This window comes from Romboutsia sp. BSD2780061687b_171204_C1 (assembly GCF_015560225.1).
GTDB lineage: Bacteria > Bacillota > Clostridia > Peptostreptococcales > Peptostreptococcaceae > Romboutsia_C > Romboutsia_C hominis.
In genome coordinates, this window is record NZ_JADMRK010000010.1 from 1 (window position 1) to 12,279 (window position 12,279).

11 protein-coding genes are annotated in these 12,279 nt (G+C 27.6%); 7 read left to right on the top strand and 4 right to left on the bottom strand.

Annotated elements, in window-relative coordinates; genetic code table 11:
• The first annotated feature begins 257 nt into the window (after window positions 1-257).
• Together I2H23_RS12865 and I2H23_RS12870 are read left to right on the top strand one after the other, a co-directional pair.
• On the top strand, window positions 258-1,355 hold the full coding sequence (locus tag I2H23_RS12865; RefSeq protein ID WP_195581717.1) for a YkvI family membrane protein: 1,098 nt from the start codon (window positions 258-260) through the stop codon (window positions 1,353-1,355).
• Between the two features lie 45 nt (window positions 1,356-1,400).
• Complete coding sequence (locus I2H23_RS12870; RefSeq protein WP_092923105.1) at window positions 1,401-2,267, top strand: hypothetical protein; 867 nt, start codon at window positions 1,401-1,403, stop codon at window positions 2,265-2,267.
• A 152-nt stretch (window positions 2,268-2,419) separates the two neighbouring features.
• Here I2H23_RS12870 and I2H23_RS12875 read toward each other — a convergent pair whose 3' ends face one another.
• On the bottom strand, window positions 2,420-2,740 hold the full coding sequence (locus I2H23_RS12875; protein ID WP_195581718.1) for a hypothetical protein: 321 nt from the start codon (window positions 2,738-2,740) through the stop codon (window positions 2,420-2,422).
• A gap of 209 nt (window positions 2,741-2,949) precedes the next feature.
• Here I2H23_RS12875 and I2H23_RS12880 point away from each other — a divergent pair, with 209 nt between their 5' ends.
• Both I2H23_RS12880 and I2H23_RS12885 read left to right on the top strand, forming a co-directional pair.
• Window positions 2,950-4,134: a M20 metallopeptidase family protein gene (locus tag I2H23_RS12880; protein ID WP_092923111.1), complete on the top strand. Its 1,185-nt coding sequence runs from the start codon at window positions 2,950-2,952 to the stop codon at window positions 4,132-4,134.
• A 310-nt stretch (window positions 4,135-4,444) separates the two neighbouring features.
• Window positions 4,445-5,473, top strand: a complete 1,029-nt coding sequence (locus I2H23_RS12885) for a BMP family lipoprotein (RefSeq protein WP_092923114.1) — start codon at window positions 4,445-4,447, stop codon at window positions 5,471-5,473.
• Between the two features lie 74 nt (window positions 5,474-5,547).
• Here I2H23_RS12885 and feoB read toward each other — a convergent pair whose 3' ends face one another.
• On the bottom strand, window positions 5,548-7,674 hold the full coding sequence (feoB, locus tag I2H23_RS12890; RefSeq protein WP_195581719.1) for a ferrous iron transport protein B: 2,127 nt from the start codon (window positions 7,672-7,674) through the stop codon (window positions 5,548-5,550).
• 29 nt (window positions 7,675-7,703) lie between these two features.
• A complete protein-coding gene (locus tag I2H23_RS12895; RefSeq protein WP_092923120.1) occupies window positions 7,704-7,931 on the bottom strand; it encodes a FeoA family protein in 228 nt (75 codons plus the stop codon).
• Window positions 7,932-8,076: 145 nt separating this feature from the next.
• Here I2H23_RS12895 and I2H23_RS12900 point away from each other — a divergent pair, with 145 nt between their 5' ends.
• Window positions 8,077-8,544 (top strand): metal-dependent transcriptional regulator, encoded by a 468-nt coding sequence (locus I2H23_RS12900; protein ID WP_092923123.1) that lies wholly within the window; start codon window positions 8,077-8,079, stop codon window positions 8,542-8,544.
• Between the two features lie 110 nt (window positions 8,545-8,654).
• Window positions 8,655-10,316 carry a ribonuclease J gene (locus I2H23_RS12905; RefSeq protein ID WP_195581720.1) on the top strand — a complete coding sequence of 554 codons (1,662 nt, stop codon included), beginning with the start codon at window positions 8,655-8,657 and terminating at the stop codon, window positions 10,314-10,316.
• Between the two features lie 90 nt (window positions 10,317-10,406).
• On the opposite strand, the gene I2H23_RS12910 is transcribed toward I2H23_RS12905, so the two are convergent.
• The gene (locus I2H23_RS12910) at window positions 10,407-11,201 is read right to left on the bottom strand and encodes a tetratricopeptide repeat protein (RefSeq protein WP_166504857.1); all 795 of its coding nucleotides are present in this window, start codon (window positions 11,199-11,201) and stop codon (window positions 10,407-10,409) included.
• A gap of 656 nt (window positions 11,202-11,857) precedes the next feature.
• Here I2H23_RS12910 and I2H23_RS12915 point away from each other — a divergent pair.
• The gene (locus I2H23_RS12915) at window positions 11,858-12,037 is read left to right on the top strand and encodes a hypothetical protein (RefSeq protein ID WP_092923302.1); all 180 of its coding nucleotides are present in this window, start codon (window positions 11,858-11,860) and stop codon (window positions 12,035-12,037) included.
• Window positions 12,038-12,279: the final 242 nt, after the last annotated feature.

Below are 12,279 nucleotides of genomic sequence, written 5' to 3' on the forward strand. Positions count from 1 at the left end.
TAGAACAGATATAGATTTACCATGGGAAAGAACTGATAAAGCAGAGCTATTAAGAAAAGAAGCATTAGGACAATAATAAATAAAGAGGTAATCTTTTAAAAGATTACCTCTTTATTTATTATTGATTCCAATGATTTCATCATAAAAATAGGCTAAATAATATAAACCTTAATATTATTTAGACAAGTAGTTAATATTTATATAGTAAACAAGCATATATATGTAATGAGATTTAATATCTATAAGGAGGAATTACTATGGGAGGTAAAAGTAGTATTAGTGAGATAATTAAATTTGCAGGAACATATATATCTGTATGTATAGGGTCTGGATTTGCTACCGGACAAGAAATAATGCAATTTTTTTCAGCACATGGGATAGTTAGTATATTGTCAAATTTAATATGTATGGGTTTACTAGCATATTGTGGATCTAGTTTATTAGAAATCGGGAAAACTCAAAAACTAAGAAGTAGCAATGATATATTTACATATTTATGTGGAAATTATATAGGTGGATTTTTTAAATTATTTATGCCTATATTTTTCTTTTGTAGCTTTATGGTTATGATATCAGGGGCAGGAGCATCTATAAATCAATATTATGGGATAGATAAACAAATAGGTTCCATAATAATAGGATTACTAGCATTAGTATCTGTACTTATGGGAATGAATAAGGTTATAGATATCTTGGGTAATATAGGTCCAATTATAGCTATAATGTCAGTAGGAGTTGGAGTAGTAACTATTGCAAGAAATTATGAATCTCTTTGTGCTGTTAATCAAATATTAACAACGATAGATGTTACTAAACCAGTAGATCACTGGTTAACTACAAGCATAATATACACAGGACTAAACCTAATAATAGCTACACCATTTTTAGTTGGAGTAGGTTCTACAGCAAAAAAGAAAAGCAGTTGTATATGGGGAGGCATTATTGGTGGAGTATTATTTATGGCAGCTGCTATAGCTCTTAATTTAGGAATAATGTCTGATATAGAAAATATATACATAACTGAAATACCTACTTTATACATGGCTGACAAAATTGGTCCAATCGTAGGGGCTATGTTCTCACTTATGTTAATTGCGGGAATATATACAACTGCAGTTCCGTTATTATGGACTGTATGCACAAGCTATTTTAAGGAAAAGAGTAGTAAGTTCACAGGCATAGCAATATTTTGTACTGTATTAGGAATAATCGGAGGAAGATTACCTTTTGCAACACTAGTAAAACTTATATATCCACTATCAGGTATGTTTGGAGTTATAATACTAATATCCATATTTGTAAATGAGATAAAAAATAATGTATTTGGTATTAATATTAAATATAAAGGTTTATAATATTTGATATAATAAATACATAATTAAAATACTAAGGAGAAAGATATGACAAAACAGCTAGAAATAGATTATGCATTTGGATATGTTTACGACAAAAGCAAGTTAGTAGTAATGTATCCAGTAGGAAGTAATATAATAGATGAAAACGAATATGAGATGGAAGTTGAAGTTGCTTTCTTAGAAGATGGAATAGAGGTTGCATTTGAAGAAAGTGACATAAAAGAAGCAAATGATACTATAAAACCATTAGAAATGTTTTTGATGAAACCAAGCAAAATAATACCATTTGTAACAAGTATAAAAGACTATGAAAGTAAAGAAGAAAATAAAAAATTATTAAAAGAATTTGATGAAGAATATAAAGTAAAGGAAAGTTACATAAATAAAGGATATGAGATAAGAGATGTATATCATGTATTTGAGAATGTGGTAAAATATATACCTCAAGAAAATTTAGATACTTTAAACATATTAAAAATAGAAAAAGAAAAATTTGATATGGACAAATTCATAGAAACTACTAAAAATAATTTAGATGAGGCTATAAACAGTGAATTAATACCTGTTAATATGGAAAAAAGTAACCTAACAAATAGATTATTCCTTAAAACATCAAAAGATACAAGTGCTAAATATGTAGTATTTGGAACAGATATAAGCACATATTCAGAAGGAATACTTTGTGCAAATAAAGAAATAATAAAAGATATGGATGTAGATATGGGAGATCTTGAATTATCAAATACAAAAGATGTTGGATATCTTATTGAAGAAGTTGATGGATACCTAACATTTAAAATATCAAATTATAATAGTCAAACACCTAATGGGAATCAATTAGCACAAATAGTAGATTATAGCGGCGTATTTAAGAAAATGATGATTGATTTTATAGGTCAATTTATAAAATAAAGTTATTGGTAAAATATTATAAAATTAAAAATATATTTACATAAATAAAAAATAGAAAAAGTGTCTATATTCATAGATACTTTTTCTATTTTTAATAAAAAAATTAGACATTATTAAAATATAAAGTAAGCTAACATTGATTATTCCAAAGTTTATCTATTATCATGTATTAATAATAAATAAGCTCCACCAGCTAGTTGATTATTGCAATCTATTCTTCCAACTAAATCATTTCCTTTAGATATATAACCATCAGAGTTAACTTTACCAATAGGCGAATTATTTATATGGTGAGAATGAATAGTACCATCTTCTTCTACTCTCCCAATTGGATTATCACTAAGATCATACATAACATTATCACAAACTTTGCCAATAGGACAGTCATGATATAAATGATTATGGACAATGTTATTAGCATCTAATCTTGCAACAGGTCTAGCATTATAAGGAAATTTAACCATTTCAAACATACTTATCACACCTCTCAAAATAAATGTAAAAATTTTGAAAATTAATACAATAATAAAATTCTATATTTATTAACTTACACCTTTTAAATAAAACAAAAATATATAATACATGAATTTAGGTATAAACAACAATATATATAAAATATATTTCTTAAAAAGTATTTTAATACATATATTTTTATGTAAATTATTTTTATAAAGGAGACTTTATGTATACTGAAAATATTAAAAGAAAGGTAGAAGATATAGAGAATTGGTTAATAGAGGTGAGAAGAGAGTTTCACAAGTACCCAGAATTATCATTAAATGAATACAACACTAAAAATAGAATATTAAATTACTTAAAGAAAATGAACATAGAGTATACAGAATTTGAAAAACACAACGGAGTTATGGCTTACATTATAAAACCCAAAAATAATATAACTATAGGAATTAGAGCTGATATGGATGCGTTGCCCATAAATGAAGAAAACGAAATTAATTATAAATCAAAAAATAAAGGTGTAATGCATGCTTGCGGACATGATGCTCATATAGCTATGCTACTTGGAGCATGTAAAATTTTAAATGATATGAAAGATGAGTTACATGTAAATGTAAAATTTCTATTTCAACCAGCAGAGGAAACAGTAGGAGGAGCAAAATTTTTAGTAGAAGATGGATGTATGAAAAATCCAGATGTAAATTATATGTTTGGATTACATGTAATGCCATATTTAGAGACTGGATATATAGAGACAAAATATAATATATTAAATGCAAGCACTGATAGTTTAAAAATTATTATAAAAGGTAAAAAATCTCATGGAGCATACCCAGAATCAGGAAAGGATGCTATAGTAGTAGCTTCTAGTATAATTTTAGCCCTACAAAGCATAGTAAGTAGAAATATATCACCATTAGATAGTGCAGTTTTGACAATTGGCAAAATTATGGGAGGAGAAGCTCAAAATATTATATGTGAAGAGGTTTCAATGAATGGAATATTAAGAACAATAAACAAAAATACAAGAAAAGAAATGATAAAAAGGATAGAAAATATAGTATCAGATATATGTAGAGCATTTGATTGTAAAGGAGAAGTATTATGGGGAAGCGATGGGTATCCTCCTGTAGTAAATGATGATTGTCTAGTAGATATAGTAGCTGAAAGTACAGAAAAATTATTTGGAAAAGATAGATTTATACTAAAGGAGAAGCCATCTTTAGGAGGAGAAGATTTTTCTTATTATTTAGAAGAATGTAAAGGTGTTTTTTATCATATCGGTTGCAGGAATAGTAATCAAGAGGTTACTCAGCTTCATACTTCTACATTTAATATAGATGAAAGATGCTTAGCAGTAGGAACTCTAATGCATATAGCAAATGTTTTATATTTTAATAAAAATTAATTATAAAATTTTGTATATAGAAAAATTAAATAGTTAAACTTAAAAAATAAAATTTAAATTTATTTGTTGTTTTATATATTGACAACTATGTATAAAAATGTAATAATAAATAAAAATGAAAACAAAATAATACTAAATCAGCTTTAAAATAGTCCAGAGAGACTAAAAAGATATTAATGTTTACACTAGTAGTATAGAAATTACTATCCTTTTATCATGCTGATAAAAGGATTTTTTTATGAAATAAAAAAGTTTTATCTTTGGACAACTTAAAAAGGCGGGGTTTTGAATAAAACTAGGAGGATTTATCATGACATTTAAAAAGTTAGTATCATTAGCAACTGTAACTGCATTATCAGCATCATTATTAGTAGGATGTTCAGGCGGAGAAAGTGAAAAGAAAGATGATGGTAAATTAAAAATAGCTATGGTAACAGATGTAGCAGGAGTAAATGATCAATCATTTAATCAATCTGCATGGGAAGGTCTAGAGAAGGCAAAAAAAGATTTAGGAGTAGATGTTACATACTTAGAATCAAAGCAAGATTCAGACTATGCAAGTAACATAGAAACTTTAGTAGACCAAGATACAGATTTAATACTAGGGGTAGGTATGAAATTAGCACCAGCTATAGAAGAAGCAGCTAAAATGTATCCAGACCAAAAGTTTGCTTTAATAGATGAAACATATAAAGAAGTACCTAAAAATGTAGAAGCAGTGCAATTTAACTCAGAACAATCTGCATATTTAGCAGGTATAGTTGCTGGTAAAATGACTAAGACTAATAATGTAGGATTTATAGGTGGTATGGAGTTACCAGTTATAGAAGCATTCCAATATGGATATATGGCAGGGGTAAAAGCTACAAATCCAGAAGCTAAAATACAAGTTCAATATGCAAACTCATTTACAGACCAAGCAAAAGGTAAGGCTATAGCTAAGCAAATGTATTCTCAAGGTGCTGATATAATATTCACTGCAGGTGGAGATGTTGGTACTGGAGCTATAGAAGCTGCCAAGGAAGAAGGTAAATATGCTATAGGTGTTGATAGAGATCAAAGTTCTCTAGCGCCTAAAAATGTATTAACTTCAGCTATAAAAAGGGTTGACGTTGGTGTATATGATGTAGTTGAGAAGTTAAAAGAAGATAAGTTTGAAGGTGGAACAACAACAGTATATGGCCTAAAAGAAGGTGCTGTTGGATTACCTGAAAGTACTAAAAACTTAGTACCACAAGATGTAATGGATTATGTAAATCAACAAATTGAAAAGTTTGAAAAAGGTGAATTAAAAGCACCTAAAAATGAAAAAGAATATAATGAAATGGTAAATCAATAGAATAATTTTTAATCTACTATAACTATAAAAAGAGAGCTATCTTATAAGATAGCTCTCTTTAGTATTTATTAATATTAAGCTAAGCCTAAAATGTTAAATAAGCAAGTTGTCATAAAGCAAATTGTAAATGCTATTACAGTAGGTAGTAAAAATCCGATTAAAGTCCATTTAGCACTACCTGTTTCCTTTTTTATAGTGATTAAGGTAGTAGCACAAGGCCAATGAAGTAAGCTAAATAACATAACATTAAGTGCTGTTAGATAAGTCCACCCATTATCTCTTAAAACTGTTCCTAAAGCTGAAAGTTCATCTAATTCAATCATTGAACCTGTAGCCAAATAAGACATTAATAAAACTGGTATGACTATTTCATTTGCAGGTAAACCAAGTATAAAGGCCAAAAGAATAAATCCATCAAGACCTATAAATTTAGCTATTGGATCAAGGAAATTTGCTACATGAACTAGAATACTCATGTCTCCTATATAAATATTAGCAAATACCCATGTTACAATACCAGCAGGTATGGCAACTATAATTGCTCTGTATAAGACAAATAAAGTTCTATCAATTATAGATGTATATAAAACTCTTCCTACTTGAGGAGTTCTGTATGGTGGAAGCTCTAGTGTAAAAGTAGAAGGAACTCCTTTTAATAGTGTCTTTGACAACCCATAAGAGACTAAAAGTGTTATTAATACACCAAATACTACTATCAAAGCAATGCAAAGAGCAGTTACTATACTTGTAGAAGTGGAACTTGCAATGGCTGAAGAGAAAAATATTGTAGCTACAGCAATCAAAGTTGGAAATCTACCATTACAAGGAACAAAGTTATTGGTAAGTATTGCAATTAGTCTTTCTCTTGGAGAATCAATTATTCTACAACCTATAACACCAGCAGCATTACAACCAAATCCCATACACATAGTAAGACATTGTTTACCATGACAACATGCTTTTTTAAATAAATGATCTAAGTTAAATGCAACTCTAGGAAGATACCCAAAATCCTCAAGTAAAGTAAATAGTGGGAAAAATATTGCCATAGGTGGCAACATTACAGAAACAACCCAAGCCAGAGTTCTATACATACCAAAAGTAAGCATTTCATTTAACCAAACAGGTAGATGTATAGTTTCTAAAAAATTATATATATGTGGTTCTATACCAAAAAGTACATTAGATATCATCTGTGAAGGATAGTTTGCACCTTGTATAGTTAACCAAAGTATAAAAGCAAGACACAATAGCATTAAAGGAATTCCAAATACTTTAGATGTAATAATCTTATCTATTTTATCATCTCTCTTGTACTTTATATCACTTTTTATATTTATAGATAAATTATATAGTTCAGAAGCATATTCATAATTAGTCTTACTTATACTATCTCTTATTGATTTTTTATCTATATTTAGTGGAAGTTTTGATTTAATTAAATCAATTGATTTGTTACAGTCACCATCTACATAGTCATTCATAGATTTATAAATACTATTATCTCCATCAATAAGCCTTAAAGCAAGCCATCTAGATTTTATAAAAGGAATATATTCTTTTAAGTCTTTTTCTATAATACTTACATAACTCTCAATTTCTTTATTATATTTTATAATTTTATTATTATACTCGTATTGATTTAATACTACTTTATCTAAAGTACATAAAAGTTCATCAATTCCTTTTTTATTTCTAGCTGATGTCAAAACAACAGGTATTCCTAGATATTTTTCTATTTTGTCCTTATTAATAGAAATACCTTTTTTCTCAGCTTCATCAATTAGATTTATGCAAAGTATAACTTTATCAGTTAATTCCATAATTTGAAAAACTAGATTGAAATTTCTTTCTAAAGATGTAGCATCAGCAACAACAATAACTGCGTCTGGATTTCCAAAACAAGCAAAATCCCTAGCCACCATTTCTTCCTGTGATGCAGCAAATAGAGAGTAAGTACCTGGTAAATCTACTAAAGCATATTCTTTATTATTGTATTTAAAATCCCCACGAGCAGTGCAAACTGTTTTACCAGGCCAATTGCCAGTATGTTGCTTTAAGCCGGTTAAAGTATTAAAAACAGTACTTTTACCAGTGTTAGGGTTACCAGCTAAGGCAATGACATACTGGTTGGGCTTTCTTTCAATGTCAAACATATCTTTTAAGGATTTTGCTTTTGTAGAGTCATGAGTTAAACCCATAATAAATCCCCCCTTTATAAAACTAAAAATTAAATTCTAGAAACAATAATGTTATCTCCCTCTTCTTTTCTAAGGGCTATTTTTGCTCCTCTTATATCGTATACTGTTAAATTATTTTTAGGTCCTTTTCTTATAACATGAACTAATGCACCATCTGTAAGACCTAGAGCAAGCATTCTTTCTCTTATATATCCATCAGTTAAAAGTTGTTTAACTATAACTGTAGAGTTTATATCTATATCACTGAGCTTAGTCATAATGCACCTCCATAAAATTCAAACTTAGTCTAAGCTAACTTTCACACTAAATACTATGAAAAAATTATAAGAAATGTTACATAAAAGTACTATTAAAAATAGGCATTTAATATATTTAATATAAGACACATAGGAGGTTAAAACAATGAATAATGAGTATTACACATTTAATGAATATATAAAAAATAATAAACTTAGTCCTAGCGAAGAAGACTATATTGAGATGATATATAGATTATATCTAGAAAATAAGAAAATTAAAGTTGCTGAAGTTGCATTAGCGCTAAATGTAAAAATACCATCAGCAAGTAAGATGGTAAAAAGGCTGAGTGGTAAAAATTTATTGGAACATGAAAGATATGGATGTATAAATTTAAGTCGTGAAGGCAAGAAAATTGGAGAAAAATTATTAAAAAGGCATGACACTATAGAATCGTTTTTAAAAATTATAGGTGTTCAAAATAATCTTCATGAAGAAACTGAAAAAATTGAACATACTATTAGGGAAGAAACATTAGAAAAAATAAGTTTATTAGTAGGATTTTTAGGTGAAAATAAATCTATATTGAAAGAGTTTAAAGACTATATATTAGAAAAAGGCGATGCATATTAATAAAAATAACTAATAATTAAATATATATTGTTAAAAATAACTTATAGAATGATTGAATACAAAATATTAAATTTAACATAAATTGAACAAAAGAAAAGGAGACATACTTTATGAATAAGGATAGCATAAAAGTTATTCCACTTGGAGGTCTTGGAGAAATAGGAAAAAATATAACTGCGATAGAGTATAATAATGAAATAATCATTATTGATTGTGGGATATCTTTTCCGGATGAAGATATGTATGGAGTAGATTTAGTTATACCAGATATACGATATCTGTTAGATAAAAAAGATAAAGTAAAGGGAATGTTTTTAACACATGGACACGAAGACCATATAGGAGCTATACCATATATATTAAAACAGTTAAATATACCAGTATACGGAACGAAACTTACAATAGGACTAGTAGAGAATAAGTTAAAGGAACATGATTTGTTAAATCATGTAGATTTAAACCCTGTAAAAGCTGGTCAAAGTATAAAATTAGAAAATATGAAAATAGAATTTATCAGGGTGACTCATAGTATAGCCGATGCGTGTGGATTAGCCATACACACACCTTTAGGTATAATACTTCATACAGGAGACTTTAAGATAGATTACACTCCTATAGATGGGCGAATGACAGATTTAAACAGAATAGCTACACTGGGCAAAAAAGGTGTACTACTTTTAATGGCAGATAGCACAAATGTTGAAAGAAGTGGACATTCTATATCTGAAAAAACTATAGGAGAAACATTAAATAGAATTTTTACAAATGCTAAAGGAAGAATAATTGTAGCTACATTTGCTTCTAATATTCATAGAATGCAACAGATAGTAAATGCATCTGTAATGCAAAATCGTAAAGTAGTATTTAGTGGGAGAAGTATGGAAAATATATCTCAAGTAGCTATGGAACTAGGATATTTGCATATACCTACAGAATACATAGTAGATATAGATGATATAAGTAAGTATCCAAATAATGAAATAACTATAATAACAACAGGAAGCCAGGGAGAACCAATGGCGGGTCTTTCTAGAATAGCTTATGGATCACATAGAAAGATAATTATAGAACCAGACGACTTTTTTATAATATCTGCATCACCTATACCTGGTAATGATAAGTTAGTTTCTAGGGTTATAAACCAATTATTTAAAAAAGGTGTAGATGTTATATATGAGGATTTAGAAGAAATCCATGTGTCAGGACATGCCTATCAAGAGGAGTTAAAGCTTATTCATAGCTTAGTTAAGCCTAAGTACTTTATGCCAGTACACGGAGAATATAGACACTTAAAACATCATAAAGATTTGGCTATAAAGTTAGGAATGAAGCCTCAAAATGTATTTACCTTAGAAACTGGACAAGTGTTAGAAATAACTAATGAAGGGGTAAATGCAAATAAAAGAGTTCATACAGGGGTTATATTTGTAGATGGTTTAGGAGTTGGTGATGTAGGAAATATTGTACTTAGAGATAGAAGAGATTTAGCTAAAGATGGAATGGTAACTATTGTAGTTGCTATAAATAGAGATAGTTATAGTATAGTAGCAGGTCCAGACGTAATAACTAGAGGATTTATATACGCTAGAGAAGCAGAGGATTTAATAAATAAAATAAAGGAGGTATCAAAAGAAGAGATAGAAAAATGCCTAGAACAAGAAATATTGGAGTGGCAAATACTAAAAACAAATATTAAAAGATCCATAGAACAATTGATATACCATAAAACTAAAAGAAGACCTATTGTTTTCCCTATAATAATGGAAGTATAGTATATAAAGATATATTAAATAATATAACAAAAAATTAAAAAGCCTTCTATTTGTTTATTTTAAACTAATAGAAGACTTTTTAATTTTTTACTACTTATTAGAGTTAGAAAGTGCTTTTGAGTACCACTTTAAAGATTTAGTATAGTCTTTTTCAATACCAAGTCCATCTTTATACATATTAGCTACTTTTATCTGTGCATATCCGTTCCCACCTTCAGCTAATTTAAGGTATATATCAAATGCTTTAGTATAGTCGATTTTACCTAAAGTCCCATTATAGTAGTTATCAGCATCTATTAGTCTTTTATCCTCAATATCATCGCTAAAATTAGAATTTTCAATAACTAACTCTTCAAAGTTGCCAAAATCTTCAATAGTGTAAGGAATATTAATATCATTATTCATATTTATATTAGAAAAATCTAAGATATCATTATTAATCCAATAATTTAATGCTTTATTATAGTCTTTATTTTCTCCATAGCCATTATAGTATAAATAGTCCAAAACATCTTTGGCTAATATATAGCCTAAATCGACAAGTTTCTCTAAATAGGCATGAGCTTTACAATAGTCTTTTTTATCTTCAGAGAAAACATAGATTAATGCTAGGTTAAACATAGCAGTTAAATTTCCTAAATCCTTAGCCTTTTCAAAGTAATATACACTATCTTCTAAATTTTTATTTACCCCTTCTCCATTAAAAGATAAAACACCGAGCATGTTAAAAGCTTCAGCTATATTAAAAGTGGAAGCTTTTAAATATAAACCAAATGCTTTTTTAAAATTTTTTTCTACATCTAGACCATAATAGTATATATTTCCTAAATTAAAAAATCGAATCCCATTATTTATATATTTATTTTCTGTATTTATAAAACTCAAATATATCTCCTCCAATAAAGTTACATAAGACTTTAACACTTATTATATTACTAAATATAATATGAATGAAATTTATAAAGGGTGAATTAAAATATACTATATGTAGGACTATAGTGGAATTGTTTACGATATAGAAATTACCATATAAAATGAAAAAGGTTAAGGTTATAGGCATAGCTGAGAATTATGTATCTCATTATGTTTAGATGTTTAACAAATACTATATAAAGTTTAAATTATGTAGTTATTATAATGACAGTATCAATAGGAGCTTTAGCCTTTATGCTTCTTTATAAACTGGCAAATGTAAATATTTCAGAAATAATGAGAAAAGTAATTACGATAAAAGTCTTGGGATTTTATGATAATGAGGTAAGTATTTATATACAGAGAAAGTACAATGTTTGGTAGAATAGCAGGTTACAAAAGTTATATAATTGCATTTATATTTAAAATAGTATTATGATTAATTATCAATATATCCATGTATCATAATTAAAAAATGTAGAAATAGTGGAATTTCTCAAATCTGTCGATTAATGATGTAAATTGCAAATATAAAATTATATCAAAAATAAACTGTCCTACATAATATATCTTAAGAGTATAAAAACTCTAAAATATAAATGACAACAGGAGGTAAATATATGAGTAATATGTTAGACAGATTCTTTGGAGGCTGTGAAGGTGGATTTGGAGCATGGTGGATAATAGTACTATTTTTCTTATTCCTAGCATTTGGAGATGTATGGTGTGAAATAGATATATGTTCATGGATACCATTTTTAATATTATTATTAATAATATGTGGACAAGAAGGATTCTTTGATTGTTAAATTAAACTAAATATAATTAAATTAAAAGCTAAGAGTAAAATCTTAGCTTTTTAAATTATTTTAAAACAAAACTTAAAAAAATAAGTATTTTTGCTGATTTACTTGTATATTTTAATATATTTGTGAATACTTAATATATATAAATATATATATTAAAAATACAAAAAATAATCTTGAAATATTGAAAAGTTGAATGTATAATATAACCTTAAAGTGAAAATAAGAGAAAAAATATTACATTT

Bases quoted from the DNA above. Each gene is read 5' to 3' on its own strand.
- I2H23_RS12880 (WP_092923111.1), top strand. From the start codon at position 2,950: ATGTATACTGAAAATATTAAAAGAAAGGTAGAAGATATAGAGAATTGG.
- I2H23_RS12870 (WP_092923105.1), top strand. From the start codon at position 1,401: ATGACAAAACAGCTAGAAATAGATTATGCATTTGGATATGTTTACGAC.
- feoB (WP_195581719.1), bottom strand. From the start codon at position 7,674: ATGGGTTTAACTCATGACTCTACAAAAGCAAAATCCTTAAAAGATATG.
- I2H23_RS12875 (WP_195581718.1), bottom strand. From the start codon at position 2,740: ATGTTTGAAATGGTTAAATTTCCTTATAATGCTAGACCTGTTGCAAGA.
- I2H23_RS12885 (WP_092923114.1), top strand. From the start codon at position 4,445: ATGACATTTAAAAAGTTAGTATCATTAGCAACTGTAACTGCATTATCA.
- I2H23_RS12915 (WP_092923302.1), top strand. From the start codon at position 11,858: ATGTTAGACAGATTCTTTGGAGGCTGTGAAGGTGGATTTGGAGCATGG.
- I2H23_RS12900 (WP_092923123.1), top strand. From the start codon at position 8,077: ATGAATAATGAGTATTACACATTTAATGAATATATAAAAAATAATAAA.
- I2H23_RS12905 (WP_195581720.1), top strand. From the start codon at position 8,655: ATGAATAAGGATAGCATAAAAGTTATTCCACTTGGAGGTCTTGGAGAA.
- I2H23_RS12895 (WP_092923120.1), bottom strand. From the start codon at position 7,931: ATGACTAAGCTCAGTGATATAGATATAAACTCTACAGTTATAGTTAAA.
- I2H23_RS12865 (WP_195581717.1), top strand. From the start codon at position 258: ATGGGAGGTAAAAGTAGTATTAGTGAGATAATTAAATTTGCAGGAACA.